We start from the raw sequence: 19,615 nt of genomic DNA on the forward strand, positions 1-19,615 counted from the left end.
GTTCTCCGAAAGAGCTGAACTAGCCTGAGGGTATGAAGATCGCGATTCTCGACGACTACCAGGAAGTGGCGCTCGGCTTCGGCGACTGGGGCTCCCTCGGCGCCGAGATCGAGGTGTTCACGAAGCCGTTCGCGGACCCCGCCGACGTCGTGGGCCGCCTCCGGGACTTCGACGTCGTGGTCGCGATGCGTGAGCGCACCCGGTTCCCCGCCGAGGTCCTCGACCGGCTGCCCGCGCTCAAGCTGCTGGTGAGCACCGGCCACCGCAACGCCGCGATCGACGTGGCCGCCGCCCGGCGCAACGGTGTGGTCGTCTCCTCCACCGGGTACATCGCGGCCCCGGCGGCCGAGCACACCTGGGCGCTGATCCTCGCCGCCGCCAGGAATGTGCCGGTGGAGTCCGCGAACATGCGCGAGGGCGGCTGGCAGACCACCGTCGGCACGATCCTGTCCGGCAAGACCCTCGGGCTGCTCGGGCTCGGCAGGCTCGGCGCCGGCGCGGCCAAGATCGGCAAGGCGTTCGGCATGGAGACCATCGCCTGGAGCCAGAACCTGACCAAGGAGAAGGCCGATCCCCACGGCGTGACGGCGGTGTCGAAGGAGGAACTGTTCGCCCGTGCGGATGTCCTGTCGGTCCATCTGGTGCTCAGTGACCGCAGCCGTGGGCTGGTCGGCGCGCCCGAACTCGCCGCGATGAAACCGACGGCGATGCTGGTCAACACCTCACGCGGCCCGATCGTGGACGAGGCCGCTCTCGTGGACGCCTTGCGCCGCAAGGAGATCGCGGTCGCCGCGCTGGATGTCTACGACGTCGAGCCGTTGCCGTCGGAGCATCCGTTGCGGACGCTGGACAACGTCGTGCTCACCCCGCACATCGGCTATGTCACCCGGGAGGCTTACGAGATCTTTTACCGCGACGCGGTCGAGGACATCGCGGCCTTCCAGGCAGGTTCGCCGATCCGAGTCATGGAGTAGGACCGCAGGCGGCGCGTGGCGAGCTGCACGGTCCACCACACGGCCGTGCCCGCCGCCACGCTGAGCACCAGCACGACCGGCGCCGGAAGGTACGGGAGCAGGGCGGGAAAGACCGTCCAGTGCGTCAGGTAGATGTAGAGCGACGCGCTCGCGACCTGCCCGACGACGCCGATCGCCGCCCCCGGCACCGGAACGCGGACCTGGAGCAGCACCAGCACCAGCCCGCCCAGCACCACGGCCTCCCACAGCGGATCGCCGACCATCCCCGGGACGAGCAGGAAACCGAACCCCAGCACGATCGCCCGCTGCGTACCCGTCCGAGCCTTGTGGGCGAGCCACCCGAGAGCGAAGAACCAGACCGTGCCGAGCGTGGTCCAGTGCAGTTCGGGAAACGACGGCGCCTCGCCGAGACTCACCCGCAGCAGGAGACCGGCGCCGAGCGCCACCAACGCCGTGGCGAACCCGTGCGCCCGCTCGGCCCGGCGCACCGCCGGGATCGCGAACACCAGTGACAGTGCCAGGAACGCGTGCACGAGGACCTCGACGAACCAGTACCCGTATGCGCCGGTGAGGGTGAAGTTGTTGATCAGCAGCACGTTCGTCCACGACACGTCGTCGGTGACGGCGAGCCGGTAGCCGAGCCAGGCGATCGCGGGCACGGCGATCGGCAGCGCGGCCCTGGCGATCCGCGTCGCCGGGCCGGGCAGCACGAACCGGGCGAAGTTCCAGCCCGCCACGATGAGCAGCAGATGCGCGCCGCCGTGGACGGTGAACAACTCCATGTGCGTGCTCACGATGAAGACGATCGCCAGTGCGCGAAGGAGGACGTTGGTCTCCAGCGCCGGCCATCGCGAGGGGGTCGTGCGCAGGCGTTCGAGTTCCGAGACCGGCGTGGTCGGCCAGTCGTCGGGAAGCCGTCCGAGCACGCGTTCCAACGCGATCGACATCCTGACGTAGGAGAGCGAATCACCGCCGAGCCCGACGAAGGTCGCGTCGCCGGGAACGCTCCGCCGACCGAACACGGTGGCGAACACCCGGCGTACCGACGCCGGTTCCGGGCTCGCCGGTCCCGCCGCCGCGGCGATGGCCGGATAGTCGGGCTTTCCGTTGGGAAGTAAGGGGAATTCGCGCATGCGGCGGACGACGACACTGGACGGCGGCAGGCCGAACCGGATGCGCACGAGGGCGGCCGCCCGGTCGGCGGACCGGTGGACGGCGATCACGACCCCGGTGTCGCCGCCCGCGCACACCGCCTCGATCCCGGCCGCGGCGAGGACGCGTTCGACCCGGTCGAGGTCGACGCGCAGCCCGAACGGTTTGACGAACCGGCTCTTGCGGCCGGTCACCTCGTACAGTCCGGCGGCGTTCCGGCGGCCGAGGTCGCCGGTCGGGAGTTCGTGGACGGTGCGGCCCAAGGCCAGGTCCGCGGTGCCGTGCGCGTAGCCGAGCATCACGTTCGGGCCGCGATAGATCAGCTCGCCGTCCTCGGCGAGGTCGAAGTCGCCGCCGGGGACGGGCAGGCCGATCGCGCCGGGATGGGCGCTCGCCAGATCCGGCGGCAGATAGGCCATCCGCGCGGTGGCCTCGGTCTGGCCGTACATCACGAAGAACCGCCAACCACGTCGCCGCCCGAGCTCGGCGTACTCGGCCACCTTCGTGGGATCGAGCCGTCCGCCCGCCTGCGTGACATAGCGGAGGGAGGGCAGGTCGAGCCGATCGAACCCGATCCGGTCGAGCAGGGCGAAAGTGTGCGGGACACCGTGCAGGCTCGTCGCGCCCCGGTCCCGCACCAGTGTCCAGAACTCGGGGTCGAGGACGGAGCGCTCGGTCAACAGCAGGCAGGCGCCGCGCAGGAGATTGCTGTTCACCACGGAAAGCCCGTAGCAGTATGACAACGGCAGCGAGGCGACGGCGCGGTCGTCGGACCGGATGTCGAGATACCCGGCGATGGCGGCGGCGTTGGCCCGCAGGTTCCCGGCCGACAGGCGCACCGCTTTGGGGGAGCCGGTGGATCCCGAGGTCGAAAGCAGCAGCGCCAGTTCGGGATGCAGTTCGTGCGCGGTACCCGGTCGCCGTTCGATCAGGTCGCCGTCGATGACGACGTCCGGGTCGTAACGTTCGGACGGCGCCCCCGCCTGGCCACGCGGGACCAGCAGCACGGGGTGCCGACCGCGCAGCGCCGCCAAGTAGGCGACCAGGGAGTCGACGTCGTTCGCGGCGGCCAGCAGGACCAGCCTGCGCACCGGGCCGAGCCGATCGGCCACAGTGGACACTCGCTGGTCCAGCTCCCGATAGCTCAGTGCGGAGCCGTCTGGGGCGACCAGCGCGGTCCGGTCGCCGTGGACCGCGAGATCGCCGAGGAAGCCGAGGTCGGCCGCCCTGGTCATGCCGGTTCCCCGGCGAAGAACAGGGCAGGGCCGGACACGTGCACGCGGACCTCGTCACCGGGGGTGACGCCGAGCGGTCCTTGGACACGTTGGCGCACCCGCCTGCCTTCGGCGAGTCGCAGCAGCACCGTCGCGTCGTGCCCGTGGAACAGCACATCGTCCACGGTGGCCGGTACGCCGTCGGTGCCGACGTGCAGTTGCTCCGGGCGCAGCAGAACGGTGCCGGAACCGCTGCCCTGGACGGGAAACCTGCCCAAGGGTGTGTCCACCGTCCCGTTTTCCGCGTCACCGGGGAAAGTGACCGCCTCGCCGACGAAGAGCGCGACCCCGAGATCGGCGGGCCGGGCGTAGATCTCTTGCGGCGTCCCGAGTTGCGCGACGACACCGTCACGCAGCACGGCGACGAGATCGGCCATGCCGAGCGCCTCCTCCTGATCGTGCGTCACGAGCAGCGCCGTCGCGCCGAACGCGCGCAACGCCGCGCGGACGTCCGCCCGGAGTTCGTCGCGCAGGCTCGCGTCGAGCGAGGAGAACGGTTCGTCCATCAGCACGACACCCGGTCGTGGCGCGAGCGCGCGGGCGAGCGCGACCCGGCGTTGCTGCCCGCCGGACAGCTCGCCGGGTTTCCGCGAGGCGTAACCGGAAAGCCCGACCAGTTCGAGGAGTTCCTCGATCCGGCCGTCGCGGCGCCCGGCGCGCGGCAACCCGAAGCCCACGTTGCCCGCGACGGTCAAATGCGGGAACAGGGCGCCTTCCTGCGGCACGATCCCGATCCCGCGGCGCTCCGGCGGCACGTGCGTGGATCCGCCGGCGAGCAGCCTGCCGCCGAGGCGTACCTCGCCGTCGCGGACCGGGTGAAATCCGGCGAGCACCCGCAGCAGGGTCGTCTTCCCGCAGCCGGACGGCCCGAGCACCGCCACGAGACCGCCTTCGGGAACCCGCAGATCCAGCCCGCGCAGCACCGGTTCCGGTCCGTAGCCTGCGATCAGGCCCTTCACGTCCAAGCCGCTCATCGCGTCGCTCCTCGCAGGAACCGGTCGAGGACGACGGCCGGGATGGCCGCCACCACCAGCAGGACTGCCGCGTACGGCGCGGCCGCGGCGTAGGCGCCGATCTCGGTCTTCGTCCACAGTTCGGTGGCCAGCGTGTCCACCCCGGTCGGGCGGAGCAGCAGGGTCGCGGGCAGTTCCTTGGCGCAGGTGAGAAAAACGAGCGCCGCGCCGGCCAGGATGCCCGGCGCGGCCAGCGGCACGGTCACCAGCAGCCGCGTGGCCGACCGGCCCTTGCCGAGCGACCGTGAGACGTCCTCCAGCACCGGCGGGGCGTGCGCGACGGCGGTCCGCACCGCGCTCACCGCCAGCGGGAGGAAGAGCACCGCGTAGGCGAAGGCCAGCATCGACGTCGTCTGATAAAGGTCCGGCAGCACGCGGATCCCGAAGAACACCAGCGCGAGCCCGACCGTGATCCCCGGCAGCGCGTGCCCGGCGAAGCTCGCCAGTTCCATCCCGCGAACGAGCGGTCCCCGGTGCCGCGCCGCGAGGATCCCGACCGGAAGGGCGAACACGACGGTGAGGACCGCGCCGGAAGCCGCCACCGCCACGGTGTTCCCGGTCGTCGAGAGCAGGTTGCCGCCCGCCGCCGAACTCCCCGCGACCAGCCATCGGACGAGGCTCGCCACCGGCACGCCGAGAGCGAACAGGAGTACCACCGCCGTCCCGAGCACCGCCGGGATCTTCGCCCGGCCGAGGGGAACTCGGACGGGCTCGCGTTCTCCGCGGCCGCCGGTCGCGCCTCGCGCGCGCCGTTCACCGACGGTCAGCAAGATCGCGAGGACGACCAGGACGCAGCCGAGGATGGCGGCGGGCGTCCGGTCGAAGGTCCCGCGATAGCTGGTGTAGATGCCGAGGGTGAACGCGTCGAACCGCATCAGCGACACCGCGCCGAAATCGCTCAGCACGTAGAGCGCGACCAGCAGCCCGCCCGCGGTGGCCGCGGGCCGGATCTGCCGCAGGGTCACCGAGAAGAACGTCCGCGTACTCGTGCGGCCCAGCGACCGCGCGACCTCTTCGACCGCCGGGTCCGCGGTGCGCAGCGCCGCCGCGTCGACGACCAGGACGTACGGGTAGGACACCAGCGTCAGCACCAGGGACGCGCCCCAGAACCCGGTCAGCCCGGGGGCCAGCGCCAGCCAGGTGAACCCGGCGACGTACGACGGCACGGCCAGCGGCAGTACCAGGAGGATGCCCGCGAACCGGCGCCCCGGCAGGTCGCTGCGCACGACGAGCCACGCGGAGAGCACGCCGAGCACCAGGCAGGCCGTGGTGACCGCGACCGCGAGCGCGACGCTGCGCACGGCGAGGTCGAAGGTGCGGGACCGCCACAGGACGCGCCACACCTCGCCCGCCCCGTGGTCGAACGAGCGGACCGCGAGGTAGCCGAGCGGCGTCACGGCCGCGGCCGCGACCAAGGCGCCGAGCGTCGTCAGCGCGGGGGCGGCCCGGAAGACGCCTTTCAGGACAGGCCCGCTTCCTGGAGCAACGCGACAGTCTGCTGCAGCGACGACAGCCGCGAGAGATCGATGTCGGGACCGTGCAATTCGGTGAGCGGAGGCAATTGGTGCTTCGACGACTTCACCGCCGGGACGACCGGGTACTCCGCGGTGACGTCGGCGAAATGCCGTTGCGCCTCCTCGGAAAGCAGGAACCGCACGGCCCGCAGCGCGGCGTCCTTCCGGTCGGTCCCTTCCACGACACCGGCCCCGGCGACGTTCACCAGACCGAGCGGGTCGCCGCCGGTGACGTGGTGCAGTTTCGCCCGCACCGCGCCCGCGCCGACCGCGTCCACCTTGGCGTGCCAGTAGTAGTGGTTGATCAACCCCGCGGGAAGCTGTCCGTCGTTGACCGCGTTGAGGATCGCGACGTTGTTGTCGAACCGCTTCGGTTCGTTCGCGGCGAACCTGCGCAGCCAGTCGCGGGCGAACTCCTCGCCTTTGAGGACCCGTACCGAGGTCACGAACGCCTGCCAGGAGCCGTTGGCCGGGGCGAACCCCAGCCTGCCCTTCCACTTCGGGTCGACGATGTCGTCGAGGCTCTTCGGCAGCTCGGCTTCGGTGACCGCGCCCGGGTCGTAGGCGACGACCCGGACCCGTGCCGAGGTGGCGACCCAGCGGCCGTCGTCGGCGCGGTATCCGGCGGGTACGAGGCCCAGTACGTCGGCGGGGAGGGCGGAGAGCCTGCCCTGGCCGGCGACCGCGCCGAGCGCGCCCGCGTCCTGGGCGAAGAAGACGTCCGCCTGGGTCCGCTCACCCTCTTCGAGCAGTTGCGCGGCCATCTCGCCGCTGCCGCCGTAGCGCACTTCGACCGGGGTTCCCGTGGCCTGCTTCAGCCGGTCCAGTAGCCCGCCGACGAGTTCCTTGTTGCGTCCTGAGTAGATCACCAGCGCGTCGGATTCCTCCGCGCTGTCGCAGGCGGCGACAGAGGTCGCCAGCAACGCCGCGACGAACAGAACCACAGCTACCCGGCCCACAGCCACGGGGCCCTCCTTCGGTCAGCCCCCACGGTTGTGCCGCGGCTAAGGTAAACCTCACCTAAGGGACTAACAAGGCATCGTGGCCATTACGTGATGCAACCTCGGTCACGTCACTCATTCGAGTGGCGAGCGGGTTCCGGGTTGGTTATTTCCCAGTGTGTCCGGGGTAGGCCTTCACGGACCGGTGAGTGTCGCCTCGTCCGGCTGTCATGTCGCGAAAGTGGCTTTCGCGACACGCCCGACCTCACGACACTTATGCCTTATCTCTCAAGAGAACACGAATCGCCGCTCACGACCCCAGCTCAGCCAGTACGGCGTCGGTGTAGGGCGGCCACACCTCGGCGGCCCACGGGCCGAAGGCGCGGTCGGTGAGCGCGACGCAGGCGGCGCCGGCGTCGGGATCGACCCAGAGGAACGTGCCGGACTGCCCGAAGTGGCCGAAGGTCCGCGGCGAGCTCGACGACCCGGTCCAATGTGGACTCTTGTGGTCGCGGATCTCGAAGCCGAGGCCCCAGTCGTTCGGCTTCTGGTGGCCGAAGCCGGGCAGGACACCGGAAAGGCCGGGGAAGACCACGGAAGTCGCCGCGCGCACCGTTTCGGCGGCGATGAGCTTCGGTGCCTGCAGTTCGGCGGCGAACGCGACCAGGTCGTCCACAGTGGACTCCGCGCCCGAAGCGGGGGAACCGGTCAGCTTGGTCGCCTTCATGCCCAGCGGCTGGAAAAGCGCCTCTGCCTGGTAGTCGGCGAAGGGGATGCCGGAGTGCTCGGTGAGCGCGTCGGCGAGCTGCTCGAATCCGGCGTTGGAATACAGGCGCCGGTTGCCCGGCGCGGCCATTGGCTTGTGCTCGTTGAAGGCCAGACCCGAGGTGTGCGCGAGGAGATGCCGGATCGTGGAGCCCTCCGGCCCGGCGGGGGTGTCGAGTTCGACGACGCCCTCTTCGATGGCGATCAGCGCGGCGTAGGCGGTGAGCGGCTTGGTCACCGACGCCAGCTTGTACACCTTCGCCGTGTCGCCGTGCGTGCCCAGCACGTCACCGGCGGCGGTCACCACGGCCGTGGCGGCGTTGTCCACCGGCCACTGTTCGATCTCGCGCACGCTGTCCATGCCCAACACCCTACGAAGCCCGGGCCGGTCGGGGCGGCCCGGGCTTCGCAGGATCCTGGGATCAGGCGTCGAGGTCGGTCGCCACCAGCTCGGCGATGGCGTCGACGGCCGCCTCGGCCCCCTCACCCTCGGCACTGATGATGACCTCGTCGCCGTAGCCCGCGGCGAGGGTCATCAGGTTCAGCACGCTGCCGGCCGCGACCGGGTCGCCACCCGCCTTGGCGATGGACACCGCGACGGGCTGCGCCGCGGCCGCCTTGGCGACCGTCGCCGCGGGCCTGGCGTGCAGGCCCACCTTGCTGGCCACGGTGACGCGTTTCTCCGGCATGTTCTTTCCCTTTCGTGCCTGTGGTTCTGCTGAGCTGAAACTACTTTGCGGGCTTCGCCGCGGTGGCCTCGAGGTCGGCCTCGATCGAGTCGTCCTCGCGGCCAGGGGTGCGCAGGTTCCACTTCTTGATCACGAAACGGAAGAGCACGTAGTAGATCACCGCGTAGGCGAGGCCGATCGGGATGAGCAGCCAGACGTTGCCGCTCGCCGCCGGGTGGTTGAAGTTGAGCCCGAAGTCGATCGCACCGGCGGAGAAGCCGAAGCCGAGGTGGATGTCGAGCGCGTTCACCAGTGCCAGCGACGTACCGGTCAGGACCGCGTGGATCAGGTACAGCGGCCACGCGACGTACATGAACGAGAACTCGATCGGCTCCGTGATACCGGTCAGGAAGGAGGTCAGCGCACCGGCGATCATCACACCGCCGACGATCTTCTTCTGGCTGGGCTTCGCGGTCTGCCAAATCGCCAGCGCCGCGGCGGGGATGGCGAACATGAAGATCGGGAAGAAGCCGGTCATGAAGGTGCCGCGGGTCGGGTCGCCCTCGAAGAACTTCGTGAGGTCACCGCCGTCGAAGATGAACCACACCGGCACGTTCAGCAGCTGGTGCAGACCGACCGGGATCAACAACCGGTTGAGCACACCGTAGATACCGCCACCGACCACGGGAGAACCGGTGACCGCCTCACCCGCGGCCTGGATGCCTTCGTTGACCCAGTGGAAGACCAGGCCGAGGGGCACCGCGAGGATCATCAGCGTCAGTGCGGTGACGATCGGCACGAACCGGCGGCCGCCGAAGAAGGCCAGGTACGGCGGCAGCTTGATGCGGTAGAACTTCTGCCACAGCAGCGCGGTGACCAGACCGACGATCACACCGGCCAGCACACTGTAGGGCCACTTGAGCGGGTTGAGCATCAGGCCCGCGGGCTTCTCGGGGTTCCAGCCCGGCAGTTCGGAGAACGGCGCGAAGACCTGCAGGACGCTGGTGAACACGAAGAAGCCGACCACCGCGGCCAGCGCGGTCGCGCCGTCGCTCTTCCGGGCGAAGCCGACGGCGATACCCACCGCGAACAGGAGCGGCAGCCAGTTGAACAGCGAGTTGCCCGCCGCGCCGAGCACTTCGGCGACCTTGTCCCAGCCGAGGCCGTCCTTGCCGAGCAGGTCGGGCTGACCGAACCTGTTCAGGAGCGCGGCGGCGGGCAGAGCGGCGATGGGGAGCATGAGGCTGCGGCCGAAGCGTTGAAGCCCGGCGAAGCCCTTGCCCTTGCCCTTCGCCCCCTCCGCGGTGGTGGAGCTCATCGGGTACCTCCGTAGTGAGGATGGTGACCGGAATCCGGGGTGTTCCGGTCCAGCTGCATGGTGACCTGGTAGTGATCGCCCCGGTACCAGGAAGTCATGTCTTCGATCGGTTCCCCGTTGACGCTGGAGACCCGGCGGAAGACAAGAAGCGGACTGCCGGCGCGCATGCCGAGCAGGCGTGCCGTTTCGCGGTCCGCGGATTCGGCCCAGACCGTCTGCCACGCGTGATCCGGGCGCAGGTCGTACGACTGGGCGAGTTGGACGTACAACGATCGAGTGAGATCGAGGTCGAGCAGACCGGGCATCCGGCCCGCGTGATACCAGCCGCGTTCGACCGCCAGCGGGACCCCGTCGGCGCGACGGAGCCGCACCAGCCGGTGCGCCGGGGTCCCGGCGGCCAGGCCGAGGGCGTGCGCCGAGGGGGCGGGCGGGACCTCGGTGGCCGTCTTGACGACCTCCGTGGTCGGCGTCATCCCGCGACGGCGCATGTCTTCGCTGAAGGACATCAGGTAGAGCTGCAATTCCATCCGCCTCGCGGCGGTGAACGTCCCCTTGCCGCGCACGCGCGACAAGAGCCCTTCTTCGACCAGCTTGCCGATCGCCGAGCGGACGGTGAGCCTCGACACCTGGTAGGTCTCGGCGAGGTCACGTTCCGAGGGAATAGGCGAGCCAGGGGGTAGCTCACGCTCCACTGTGCGGCGCAGAATCTCCCGCAGCTGGGCGTGCTTGGGCGTCGGTCCGTTGATCACACGGTCGGACGGCGGCAGCTGCGCCGAAGCGCTCATGACGGTCACCGTCCTTTCGGGCCGGTCTGTCGGGGAACCCGTACTCGCATCTGGTCCGGAAGATTGGTACGTTCCGGTCTAGACCAATGATCCGATGGGGCAGGATGCTCCGTCGCACGAGCGGGTGTCAACCACCGTTACGCGTTCGTGGCCAGGGATCGCGTGCGAGTCGGCGAACGGCGTAGTACAGCTGGTTCGCATGTGGGAAACCGACAGGGAACAGGGAGACCGCGATGGCGGATGACAGGGCGGAAAAGATCCTCGCGGCGCTAGGCGGCGCTGAGAACGTCATCGAGGTGGAGGGCTGCATCACCCGCTTGCGTTGTGAGCTCGAAGACGTGAGCCTGCTCGACGAAGCGGCACTGAAGGCCGCCGGCGCGATGGGCGTCGTGCGGATCGGCGCGGGCGTCCAGGTCATCGTGGGGCCGGAGGCCGACACGATCGCCAGCGACATCGAGGACCTGATGTGAGTCTCGAAATTCTGAGCCCGGTGAGCGGTAAGACGACCGCTATGACCGAAGTGCCCGATCCGGTCTTCGCGCAGGCGATGGTCGGCCCCGGTCTCGCGGTCATGCCCTCGGGCGGGCGCCAGGACGCGGTCGCACCGGTGGACGGGACGGTCGTGACCCTGCACCCGCACGCCTTCGTGGTGGCCACCGAAGACGGCCGCGGGGTACTGGTCCACCTCGGGATCGACACGGTGAAGCAGAAGGGCGAGGGGTTCAGCCTCCACGTCGCCAAGGGTGAGACCGTCCGCGCCGGGCAGCCGGTCGTCGAGTGGGACCCCGAGGCGGTCAAGGCCGCGGGCTACTCGCCGATCGTGCCGGTGGTGGCGCTGGACGCGAAGGCCGAAGTCCTTTCCGGACTGCTCACCGGCGGCGACGTCGAAGCGGGCGACGCGATCTTCACCTGGGACAGCTGAAGTATCGGATCAAAGGGTCCCTTTAGGACGGAATTTCCGTCCTAAAGGGACCCTTTTCGTGCTCGTCAGGCCGTGACGACCTGGCCGTTCATGACCTTGACCGCGATCGAGGGCAGCGGCTGGTCCGCCGGTCCCTTTTTGACCGCGCCGGTCGCGGCGTCGAAGATCGAGTTGTGGCAGGGACATTTGAGGTCGGCGCCCTCGGGGACGACCGCGCAGCCCTGATGCGTGCAGATCGCGCTGAACGCGGCCGCCGTGCCTTCGGCGGTCCTGGTGACGATGACGTCCTTGCCGTCGGCGGTCTTGGCGGCCTTCGCCTTGCCGACCTCGATCTCGGAGAGCGCGGTCAGGGTCTCGCCCGGTGCCGCGGCGGGCGGTGCGGCGGCCGAGCCGGACGGCGGGGTTTCGCTTCCGCAGGCCGTGAGGGCCACGGCACCGACGGCCGCGCCTGCGACGGCGGCCCCGGTGGTCAGGACGGTGCGGCGGGAGTGGAGTTCGGCAGTCATGCCTCTACACACGGTCCAAGCGGCCATCCGGTTCAATTTCGGCGCCCATCGGGTGCGGAATTGAACCGGGAGGCCCGATTTTCCGTGTTCACAGGCATAGGGGAACCGAAAACGCGGAAAAGGGATACGGACATGATCCGGTGGTTGTCGCGGGCGGTCGTGGCGGCGGGCCTGCTCGGCTCGGCATGGGTGCATTACGTCGTATGGCAGGACTGGGCGTCGGAAACGGCCGTGGTCGGCCCGCTCTTCCTGGTGAACGTCGTGGCGGGCGTGGTCATCGCGGTCGCCGTCCTGGTGTGGCACCACTGGCTGCCGGCGCTCGCGGCGATCGGCTTCGGCCTGGCCACGCTGGGTGCGTACGTTCTCTCCCTGACCACAGGGTTCTTCGGTGTCTCGGAGCGCTTCACCACCCAGGCCGAGCTCTGGGGCTTGATCACCGAAGTGGTGTGCGTGGTCTTCGCCCTTCCGCTGCTTCTCAACCGCGAGAGCACGGATCGGTGAAGGAATTCGCGGAGGACCGGCTCATGCGGGCTCTGCACGACGAGCACGCGGCGGCGCTCTGGTCCTACGCACTGCACCTCACCAGCGGCGACCGGGTCCGCGCGGAGGACGTCGTCCAGGAGACGTTGCTGCGGGCCTGGCGCAACGCCAAGGTGCTCGACCAGTCGGAGGGATCGGCGCGCGGCTGGCTGTTCACCGTCGCGAGGCGGATCGCCATCGACGACTGGCGCGCTTCCGAGGCGCATCCGGAGGTGGTGACCGGTCAACCGCCCGAAACGGCGGTCACGGACGGCACCGAACGGGCCGTCCAGGGCTGGCTGGTCGCCGAAGCCCTCGGCGAGCTCTCGCCGAGACACCGGGACGTCCTCGTCCTGTGTTATTTCCAGGGTTACTCCGTCGCCGACGCTGCGAAGCGGCTGGGTGTGGCCGAAGGAACCATCAAGTCGCGGACGCACTACGCGTTGCGGGCGCTGCGGCTGATATTGGAGGAAAGAGGGGTGACTCAATGACCGACCCCTTCGCCACCTACGACGCGGCCTACGTGCTCGGGGCGTTGTCCCCGGAAGACCGGTTCGCCTACGAGAAACACCTTCGCGTCTGTGACCGGTGTGCCGCGTCCGTACGCGATCTGGCCGGAATCCCCGGCCTGCTCGCCCAGGCGGGCGCCCCAGCGCTGCTGGACGACGAACCGGCACCCTCGCCGGAACTGCTGCCGACCGTGCTCAAACGGGTCCGCCGGGGAAGGCGGATCCAACGGGCCATCACCACCACCGCGGCCGGACTGGCCGTCGCCGCCAGTGCCGCGCTCGTGGTCGTCCTGACCGGGCCGGTCGCGACGGCGGGGAACCCGATGACCCCGCTCGGCGACTACCCGGTGACCGCCGAGGTCGCCATGTCCGCCACGGACACCGGCACGAAGGTCGACATGACGTGCAGCTACGGCGGCAACCGCACCGGCGACTACATCCTGGTCGCCGTCGGCGCCGACGGCGGCACCAGCGAACTCGCGTCCTGGCGCGCGATGCCCAAGGACACCGCGCACATCGTGGTCGGCACCGCGATGCGCACCGGCGACATCAAGGCGCTGGAGATCCGCACGCCTTCGGGTCTCCCGCTGCTGCGGATGAACCCCTGATCCCGGTGTCATGACAGGCCTTCGGTGCCGGAGTCGAGGCGGATTGGTGCCGTTGCCGAAAACTTCCGGGTCGCGTCGGCTGCTCCTGGCGGGGCTGCTGTGACCAGCGTGGCGATCGCGTTCCGTGAAGGCCTCCTTGAGGGACTCTGGCGTCTCTCAAGGAGGCCTTCGCGGAATATGGGAACCCAGCGCGGCGGTCCTGCACCGGAAGTTCGCGCCGTAAATCCGTATCGATATCCGGCCGTTTCGCGCCTGGCCCGGGGGTCATGAGGTGAAAATGAGCTCTTGACCGTCCACAAGGGACGCCGGGCAGGCACTAGTGTCCATTTTGGGTACATTGCGCGGGGGTCGTGAGTGGTAAGTGTCGTTAGAACGACACTTACCACTCACGACCCCCGCTGAAAACCGCACATTTATCCACAAGCCGGACATATCGCCGCCCGGAAGTGTCCCTTATGGACACTCAAGACGGGGCCGGCTCCCGTAGTCGGTCCGGAACCTGGCCATGAAAGCCTCCTGGCTACCTTGAAGTCAGCGAAATGCTCACGGCCTCAGTCGCCAGCATCTTCACCGCACGAAACAAGAACAAGATCCTTCGGCACCACGCCGAATTACCGCACGAACTTCCAACTCGGGACACTTGGTACATGAAGGTCCTTCACGTACCTAGGCGAACGGACACCCCGCGCGCAGCCGGGGGGTGAAGGACGCTTTCCCCGCATGCCATGCAGCGAAAGGGCCCTTCACCGCATGAGACGCGGCGAAAGGCCCTTTCAGCTCACCCCCGAACTGCCGAAAGTGCGTGAAAGTCCCTGTCACAAAAAGAAATCCTTGCCGCACCGAGCGCGACGGGCGCACTCTTGATCTTGTGTTCATGCCGATCGCGTTCGCCGCGGCGGGCGCCGGATCGGCGCTCGTCACCCGCTCCTGCCTGCGCCGGGCCGGAGCACCGGTGACGGCTTGGGCGGCGGCCGTCGCGGCGGTGGCGCTCGTCGCGGTCTGGCTGCGGCATCAAGCGGGAGCCTGGCCGGCGTGGTGGCTGGCGGTCCCGGCCGTGCTGACCGTCTTCGCGGTCCCGCTGGCGCTCGCCGACCTGAAGTACCGCCGCCTGCCCGACATCCTGACCTTGCCCGCGTACCCGGCGCTGGCCGCCGCGCTCGCGGTCGCCGCGCACGGGGGAGGGGCGGCCATCGCGTGGCGGGCCGTGCTGGGCGCGCTGGTCTTCGGCGGGGCGCACGCGCTCGTCCACGCGCTGTCGCCACGCTCGCTCGGCGCCGGTGACGTGAAGCTCGCGGGGAGTCTCGGCGCGGTCCTCGCCGCGACGGGCTGGCCGTCGGTCGTGCTCGGCGCCGTCGCCGCCGCGCTACTGAGCGTGGCGCTCGCGGTGGGCGGGCCCCGGCACCCCACGGTGCCGCACGGGCCCGGTCTCCTGGTCGCGGCGTGGACGCTCGCCGTCTTCGCCGGACCCGGTCCGGGATAGCCCGGCCTGTACCGGGACGGAGAGGAGGTTGTGACAGGATCTGTCAGGTGTTGCGCTGGATAACCGCAGGGGAATCGCACGGACCCGCTCTCGCCGCCATCCTGGAAGGGATGCCCGCCGGGGTCGAGGTCACCACCGCCGAAGTGGGCGAGCAGCTCGCGCGACGGCGGCTCGGCTTCGGCCGTAGCCCCCGGATGGGCTTCGAGACCGACCACATCGAGTTCACCGGCGGTGTCCGGCACGGGCTCACTCAGGGTGGCCCCGTCGCGGTCCAGATCGAGAACGCCGAGTGGCCGAAGTGGGAGAAGGTCATGTCGGCCGATCCCGTGCCCGCCGAGGAGCTGGAAGGCCTGGCGCGCAACGAGCCGCTGACCCGTCCCCGGCCCGGCCACGCGGATCTGCCCGGCATGCAGAAGTACGGCTTCCCCGAGGCCCGTCCGGTGCTGGAGCGCGCGAGCGCCCGCGAGACGGCGTCCCGCACGGCGCTCGGCACGGTCGCCCGCGCGTACCTCAAGCAGCTGCTGGGGGTCGAGATCCTCAGCCACGTCGTCTCCATCGGCGGCGCCTCGGCGCCCGAGGGCCCGCTGCCGGTGCCGTCGGATCTGCCGTCCATCGACGAGAGCCCGGTCCGCGCCTTCGGCAAGGAGGGGACCGACGCGATGGTCGCCGAGGTCGACGCCGTGCGGAAGGCGGGTGACACCGTCGGCGGCGTGATCGAGGTGATCGCCTACGGCCTGCCGCCGGGCCTCGGCTCGCACGTCCACTGGGACCGCAGGCTCGACGCCCGCCTCGCCGGCGCGCTCATGGGTGTCCAGGCGATGAAGGGCGTGGAGGTCGGCGACGGCTTCACCACGGCCAAGCGCTGGGGCAGCCAGGCCCACGACGAGATCGACCGCGGCACCGGTCCGGTCGGGGTGACCCGCCGGTCCAACCGCGCGGGCGGGCTCGAAGGCGGCATCACCAACGGCGAGCCGCTGCGCGTGCGCGTCGCCATGAAGCCGATTTCGACCGTCCCCAAAGCACTGTCCACTGTGGATGTCACCACCGGTGAACCCGCGGTGGCCATCCACCAGCGTTCCGACGTCTGCGCGGTACCCCGCGCCGGCGTCGTGCTGGAGTCGGTGGTCGCGCTGGTGCTCGCGGACGCCGCGCTGGAGAAGTTCGGCGGAGACTCGCTGGTCGAGGGCAAGCGCAACGCCGAGGCCTACCTGAAGGCGCTCGAGGAGCGCTGGTGACTCCTCGCGCGGTGATCATCGGGCCGCCGGGCTCCGGCAAGAGCACGGTCGGCCCGGCGCTCGCCGCCCGGCTCGGCCTCGCCTTCCGCGACACCGACGACGACATCGTCGCGAGCGCGGGCAAGCCCATCACCGACATCTTCACCGAGGAGGGCGAGCCCGCCTTCCGCGCGCTGGAGGAGGAGGTGGTCGCGAAGGCGCTGGCCGAACACGACGGCGTCCTCTCCCTGGGCGGGGGAGCGCCGATCACCCCGGGCACGCGCGAGCGGCTCGCCAGGCACACCGTGGTCTTCCTCAACGTCGGGATGGCCGCGGGCGTCCAGCGCGCCGGGCTCTCGACCGCGCGTCCGCTGCTGGCCGGGGTGAACCCCCGCGCCACCTACAAGTCGCTTCTCGACGCGCGCCTGCCGGTGTACCGCGAGGTCGCCACGATCGAAATCGACACCGACCGCCTGACCGCCGACGAGGTCGTCGAGGCCGCCGTCATCGGGCTGCACGAGATCAGCAAGGAACGAGCATGAAGCGCACCACCACCGCCGGTGTCCTCCTCGCCGTCGTGGCCATGACCCTGACGGCGTGCGGCGAGGAGAAGCAGCCCGCCGGCGCGGACGTCGTCCAGACCTCCGCCGCGCAGACCGGTTCCGCCGCTCCGGCGGAGGACGTCGCCGCCGACGTCAAGGTCACCAAATGCGACAGCAACAGCTACACCCCGAAGATCACCATCGAGGTCACCAACAGCACGGGCGAGGACGCGCGCTACGCCGTCACCATCGCGATCAAGGACGCCGACGGCAAGGCCTCCGGTGAAGCGTTGTTCGCGAAGAACCGGATGTCGCCCGGCCAGAAGGTGACCGAAGAGATCCCGGGGGACACCCCGGTCAAGGGCAAGATCACCTGCGAGGTCGCGAGGGCAAAGCGGCTTCCGCCGAAGTGAGGGGAACGATGACCGAGCCGGTCCGCATCACCGTCAACACCGCCAAGCCGTACGACGTCGTCATCGGCCGCGGCCTGCTCGGCGAGCTCACCGAGCAGCTCTCCGACGCCTCCAAGGTCGCGCTGATCCACCCGCCGACGCTGACGACGACCGCGGAGGCCATCCGCGACGAACTGGCCGAGGCCGGGATCGACGCGCACCGGGTCGAGATCCCCGACGCCGAGGACGGCAAGGCGCTCACCGTCGCCGGCTTCTGCTGGGAGGTCCTCGGCCGCATGGGCCTCGACCGCCAAGGCGTGGTCGTCGGGCTCGGCGGCGGCGCCGTGACCGACCTGGCCGGGTTCGTCGCCGCGACCTGGATGCGCGGCGTCCGCCTGGTCAACGTGCCCACCACGCTGCTGGGCATGGTCGACGCCTCCCTCGGCGGCAAGACCGGCATCAACACCGAGGCCGGCAAGAACCTGGTCGGCGTCTTCCACGAGCCGAGCGCGGTCTTCGCCGACCTCTCGACGCTGGAAACGTTGCCTCCCAACGAACTCGTCGCGGGAATGGCCGAGGTGGTCAAGGCCGGGTTCATCGCCGACCCGCGCATCGTCGAACTCGTCGAGCAGGATCCCGCCGCGGCGCTGGACACCACCGGCGAGGTCCTCGGCGAACTGGTCCGCCGCTCGATCCAGGTCAAGGCCGACGTCGTCGCCACGGATCTGCGCGAGTCGGATCTGCGCGAGATCCTCAACTACGGCCACACACTCGCCCACGCCATCGAACGCCGCGAGCGGTACCGGTGGCGCCACGGTGCGGCGGTCAGCGTCGGCCTCGTGTTCGCCGCCGAACTCGCGCGGCTCGCGGGCCGTCTCGACGACGCCACCGCGGAGCGGCACGCGTCGGTCCTCAAGATGCTGGGCCTGCCGACCACGTACGACCCGGACGCGCTCCCGCAGTTGCTGGAGACGATGAAGGGCGACAAGAAGACCAGGTCCGGCGTGCTGCGCTTCGTCGTCCTCGACGGCCTCGCCAAACCCGGCAGGCTGGAGGGCCCGGACCCGTCGCTGCTCGCCGCGGCGTACTCGGTGGTGGCGGGCGACGCCCCCAAGGCGGGCGGGAGCGTGCTGCTGTGAAGGTGCTCGTCCTCAACGGCCCCAACCTCGGCAGGCTCGGCCTGCGCGAACCCGGTATCTACGGTTCGGCCACGCACGCGGATCTCGTCTCCACCTGCGCCGAAGCAGGCAAAGAGCTGGGGATCGACGTCGAGGTCCGGCAGACCGACCACGAGGGTGAGATGGTCGGCTGGCTGCACGAAGCCGCCGATGCGGGCTGGCCGGTGGTGCTCAACGCGGCCGCGTGGACGCATTACTCGATCGCGGTCCGCGACGCCGCCGCCCAGCTCAAGGCGCCGCTGATCGAGCTGCACATCTCCAACGTGCACAAACGCGAGCAGTTCCGGCATCACAGCGTGCTGTCGGACATCGCCACCGCGGTCATCGCCGGGCTCGGGGTCGACGGGTACCCGCTGGCCCTGCGCTGGATGGCCGCGAACGCGGCGTGAACAACCCTCCAGAGATCGAGACCGCGCGGCTGCGGCTGCGCGCGTTGACGGAGGCGGACACCGAGGCGATCGTCGCGCTCTTCGCCGACCCGGCGATGAGCGCGCATTTCGCGGACCGGCTGACCGAGCCGGACCTGGTCCGCGAAATGGTCGGCAGGCGGCTGGCGTACCGCGGCCCGGCCGGGATGGGGCACTGGGCGATCGAACGCGACGGCGAGGTGATCGGCCTCGCGCATCTGCGGCCGTCGCAGGAGCTGCCCGGCGACGTACCGGAGGTCGGCTACTACCTGGCGCGTGCGCACGGCGGGCAAGGCCTGGCGACCGAGGCCGCGAAGGCCCTGCTGGACCACGGACTCGTCGGGCTCGGCCTGTCGTCGGTGTGGGCGCTGGTCGGCGAGTCCAATGTGGCCAGTCAGAACCTGGTGAAGCGCTTGGGTTTCCTCGACGTCGGCGGCGGCGAGCACTACGGCAGCGGGCCGCACCGCGTCTTCGTCGCGCTGCCCTCGGACCACGGCCGCGCGCACCACATCGAACTGTGGGTCCCCGATCTCGCCCGCGCCGAGGAGAGCTGGGGCTGGCTGCTCGGCGAACTCGGCTGGCGGGAATTCCAGCGCTGGCCCGCCGGGGTCAGCTGGAAACACGGCGCGACCTATCTCGTCGTCGAGCGTTCTCCCGCGCTCAGCGGCGAAGAACACGAGCGCACCGCGCCGGGCCTGAACCATCTCGCCCTGCACGTCGAATCCCGCGAACGGGTGAACGAACTGGCTTCGAAGGCGCTCGAACACGGCTGGTCGCCGATGTTCGCGGACAAGTTTCCGAATGCGGGCGGTGATCACCACTACGCCGCCTACCTCGAAAACGCCGATGGCTTCGAAGTGGAATTGGTCGCCCTACCGGGTACTGACGTCACCCGGCCGGGTTAAGCCTCGCTACACTCGGCCATCATGCGCCT

Annotated in this window: 21 protein-coding genes and 1 pseudogene; 13 read left to right on the plus strand and 9 right to left on the minus strand. The window is 70.0% G+C overall.

Annotated features, from left to right (window positions below; genetic code table 11):
• Window positions 1-32: 32 nt before the first annotated feature.
• Window positions 33-974, plus strand: a complete 942-nt coding sequence (locus DMH03_RS21510) for a D-2-hydroxyacid dehydrogenase family protein (protein ID WP_125793753.1) — start codon at window positions 33-35, stop codon at window positions 972-974.
• Here the strand turns inward: DMH03_RS21510 and DMH03_RS21515 are convergent.
• From DMH03_RS21515 to DMH03_RS21550, 8 genes are all read right to left on the minus strand, one after another.
• Window positions 908-3,361 (minus strand): AMP-binding protein, encoded by a 2,454-nt coding sequence (locus DMH03_RS21515; protein WP_233611572.1) that lies wholly within the window; start codon window positions 3,359-3,361, stop codon window positions 908-910. The two genes, DMH03_RS21510 and DMH03_RS21515, sit on opposite strands and share 67 nt — an antisense overlap.
• Complete coding sequence (locus DMH03_RS21520) at window positions 3,358-4,374, minus strand: ABC transporter ATP-binding protein (RefSeq protein WP_125793754.1); 1,017 nt, start codon at window positions 4,372-4,374, stop codon at window positions 3,358-3,360. Before DMH03_RS21520 ends, DMH03_RS21515 begins: the two co-directional genes overlap by 4 nt.
• On the minus strand, window positions 4,371-5,828 hold the full coding sequence (locus DMH03_RS21525; RefSeq protein ID WP_233611573.1) for an iron ABC transporter permease: 1,458 nt from the start codon (window positions 5,826-5,828) through the stop codon (window positions 4,371-4,373). Before DMH03_RS21525 ends, DMH03_RS21520 begins: the two co-directional genes overlap by 4 nt.
• A gap of 44 nt (window positions 5,829-5,872) precedes the next feature.
• Window positions 5,873-6,892 (minus strand): iron ABC transporter substrate-binding protein, encoded by a 1,020-nt coding sequence (locus DMH03_RS21530; protein WP_125793755.1) that lies wholly within the window; start codon window positions 6,890-6,892, stop codon window positions 5,873-5,875.
• A gap of 286 nt (window positions 6,893-7,178) precedes the next feature.
• Complete coding sequence (locus tag DMH03_RS21535; RefSeq protein ID WP_125793756.1) at window positions 7,179-7,994, minus strand: serine hydrolase; 816 nt, start codon at window positions 7,992-7,994, stop codon at window positions 7,179-7,181.
• A 61-nt stretch (window positions 7,995-8,055) separates the two neighbouring features.
• Window positions 8,056-8,322, minus strand: a complete 267-nt coding sequence (locus DMH03_RS21540) for an HPr family phosphocarrier protein (RefSeq protein ID WP_076163675.1) — start codon at window positions 8,320-8,322, stop codon at window positions 8,056-8,058.
• Window positions 8,323-8,362: 40 nt separating this feature from the next.
• Complete coding sequence (locus tag DMH03_RS21545; protein ID WP_125793757.1) at window positions 8,363-9,619, minus strand: PTS transporter subunit EIIC; 1,257 nt, start codon at window positions 9,617-9,619, stop codon at window positions 8,363-8,365.
• Entirely contained in the window at window positions 9,616-10,404 is a 789-nt protein-coding gene (locus DMH03_RS21550) for a GntR family transcriptional regulator (protein WP_125793758.1), read from the minus strand. The genes DMH03_RS21545 and DMH03_RS21550 overlap by 4 nt, the downstream gene beginning before the upstream one ends.
• 224 nt (window positions 10,405-10,628) lie before the next feature.
• Between DMH03_RS21550 and DMH03_RS21555 the strand changes: the two are divergent.
• Window positions 10,629-10,874, plus strand: a pseudogene (locus tag DMH03_RS21555) (glucose PTS transporter subunit EIIB); the annotation flags it as partial.
• Window positions 10,871-11,326 (plus strand): PTS glucose transporter subunit IIA, encoded by a 456-nt coding sequence (locus DMH03_RS21560; protein ID WP_125793760.1) that lies wholly within the window; start codon window positions 10,871-10,873, stop codon window positions 11,324-11,326. The pseudogene DMH03_RS21555 and the gene DMH03_RS21560, both read left to right, overlap by 4 nt.
• Window positions 11,327-11,391: 65 nt before the next feature.
• Here DMH03_RS21560 and DMH03_RS21565 read toward each other — a convergent pair whose 3' ends face one another.
• A complete protein-coding gene (locus tag DMH03_RS21565) occupies window positions 11,392-11,832 on the minus strand; it encodes a Rieske (2Fe-2S) protein (RefSeq protein ID WP_125793761.1) in 441 nt (146 codons plus the stop codon).
• A gap of 132 nt (window positions 11,833-11,964) precedes the next feature.
• Here DMH03_RS21565 and DMH03_RS21570 point away from each other — a divergent pair, with 132 nt between their 5' ends.
• The 10 genes from DMH03_RS21570 (at window position 11,965) to DMH03_RS21615 (ending at window position 19,586) form a co-directional block, all read left to right on the plus strand.
• Window positions 11,965-12,333, plus strand: coding sequence for a hypothetical protein (locus tag DMH03_RS21570; protein ID WP_125793762.1), 369 nt, complete (start codon window positions 11,965-11,967; stop codon window positions 12,331-12,333).
• Entirely contained in the window at window positions 12,330-12,842 is a 513-nt protein-coding gene (locus tag DMH03_RS21575; RefSeq protein WP_125675061.1) for a sigma-70 family RNA polymerase sigma factor, read from the plus strand. The genes DMH03_RS21570 and DMH03_RS21575 overlap by 4 nt, the downstream gene beginning before the upstream one ends.
• Entirely contained in the window at window positions 12,839-13,468 is a 630-nt protein-coding gene (locus tag DMH03_RS21580) for an anti-sigma factor (RefSeq protein ID WP_125793763.1), read from the plus strand. The genes DMH03_RS21575 and DMH03_RS21580 overlap by 4 nt, the downstream gene beginning before the upstream one ends.
• Window positions 13,469-14,342: 874 nt before the next feature.
• Window positions 14,343-14,948 carry an A24 family peptidase gene (locus DMH03_RS21585; protein WP_233611574.1) on the plus strand — a complete coding sequence of 202 codons (606 nt, stop codon included), beginning with the start codon at window positions 14,343-14,345 and terminating at the stop codon, window positions 14,946-14,948.
• 47 nt (window positions 14,949-14,995) lie between these two features.
• Window positions 14,996-16,183 (plus strand): chorismate synthase, encoded by a 1,188-nt coding sequence (aroC, locus tag DMH03_RS21590; protein ID WP_125793765.1) that lies wholly within the window; start codon window positions 14,996-14,998, stop codon window positions 16,181-16,183.
• Window positions 16,180-16,704: a shikimate kinase gene (locus DMH03_RS21595; RefSeq protein WP_125793766.1), complete on the plus strand. Its 525-nt coding sequence runs from the start codon at window positions 16,180-16,182 to the stop codon at window positions 16,702-16,704. Before aroC ends, DMH03_RS21595 begins: the two co-directional genes overlap by 4 nt.
• Window positions 16,701-17,117: a hypothetical protein gene (locus DMH03_RS21600; RefSeq protein WP_125793767.1), complete on the plus strand. Its 417-nt coding sequence runs from the start codon at window positions 16,701-16,703 to the stop codon at window positions 17,115-17,117. Before DMH03_RS21595 ends, DMH03_RS21600 begins: the two co-directional genes overlap by 4 nt.
• Before the next feature lie 8 nt (window positions 17,118-17,125).
• Complete coding sequence (gene aroB / locus DMH03_RS21605) at window positions 17,126-18,235, plus strand: 3-dehydroquinate synthase (RefSeq protein WP_125793768.1); 1,110 nt, start codon at window positions 17,126-17,128, stop codon at window positions 18,233-18,235.
• The gene (gene aroQ / locus DMH03_RS21610) at window positions 18,232-18,663 is read left to right on the plus strand and encodes a type II 3-dehydroquinate dehydratase (protein ID WP_125793769.1); all 432 of its coding nucleotides are present in this window, start codon (window positions 18,232-18,234) and stop codon (window positions 18,661-18,663) included. The genes aroB and aroQ overlap by 4 nt, the downstream gene beginning before the upstream one ends.
• Complete coding sequence (locus tag DMH03_RS21615) at window positions 18,660-19,586, plus strand: GNAT family N-acetyltransferase (protein ID WP_125793770.1); 927 nt, start codon at window positions 18,660-18,662, stop codon at window positions 19,584-19,586. The genes aroQ and DMH03_RS21615 overlap by 4 nt, the downstream gene beginning before the upstream one ends.
• Window positions 19,587-19,615 lie beyond the last annotated feature (29 nt).

Source organism: Amycolatopsis sp. WAC 01376 (genome assembly GCF_003947415.1).
Lineage (GTDB): Bacteria > Actinomycetota > Actinomycetes > Mycobacteriales > Pseudonocardiaceae > Amycolatopsis.

Bases quoted from the DNA above. Each gene is read 5' to 3' on its own strand.
- DMH03_RS21510 (WP_125793753.1), top strand. From the start codon at position 33: ATGAAGATCGCGATTCTCGACGACTACCAGGAAGTGGCGCTCGGCTTC.
- DMH03_RS21515 (WP_233611572.1), bottom strand. From the start codon at position 3,361: ATGACCAGGGCGGCCGACCTCGGCTTCCTCGGCGATCTCGCGGTCCAC.
- DMH03_RS21520 (WP_125793754.1), bottom strand. From the start codon at position 4,374: ATGAGCGGCTTGGACGTGAAGGGCCTGATCGCAGGCTACGGACCGGAA.
- DMH03_RS21535 (WP_125793756.1), bottom strand. From the start codon at position 7,994: ATGGACAGCGTGCGCGAGATCGAACAGTGGCCGGTGGACAACGCCGCC.
- DMH03_RS21540 (WP_076163675.1), bottom strand. From the start codon at position 8,322: ATGCCGGAGAAACGCGTCACCGTGGCCAGCAAGGTGGGCCTGCACGCC.
- DMH03_RS21545 (WP_125793757.1), bottom strand. From the start codon at position 9,619: ATGAGCTCCACCACCGCGGAGGGGGCGAAGGGCAAGGGCAAGGGCTTC.
- DMH03_RS21550 (WP_125793758.1), bottom strand. From the start codon at position 10,404: ATGAGCGCTTCGGCGCAGCTGCCGCCGTCCGACCGTGTGATCAACGGA.
- DMH03_RS21565 (WP_125793761.1), bottom strand. From the start codon at position 11,832: ATGACTGCCGAACTCCACTCCCGCCGCACCGTCCTGACCACCGGGGCC.
- DMH03_RS21570 (WP_125793762.1), top strand. From the start codon at position 11,965: ATGATCCGGTGGTTGTCGCGGGCGGTCGTGGCGGCGGGCCTGCTCGGC.
- DMH03_RS21580 (WP_125793763.1), top strand. From the start codon at position 12,839: ATGACCGACCCCTTCGCCACCTACGACGCGGCCTACGTGCTCGGGGCG.
- DMH03_RS21585 (WP_233611574.1), top strand. From the start codon at position 14,343: ATGCCGATCGCGTTCGCCGCGGCGGGCGCCGGATCGGCGCTCGTCACC.
- DMH03_RS21600 (WP_125793767.1), top strand. From the start codon at position 16,701: ATGAAGCGCACCACCACCGCCGGTGTCCTCCTCGCCGTCGTGGCCATG.
- aroB (WP_125793768.1), top strand. From the start codon at position 17,126: ATGACCGAGCCGGTCCGCATCACCGTCAACACCGCCAAGCCGTACGAC.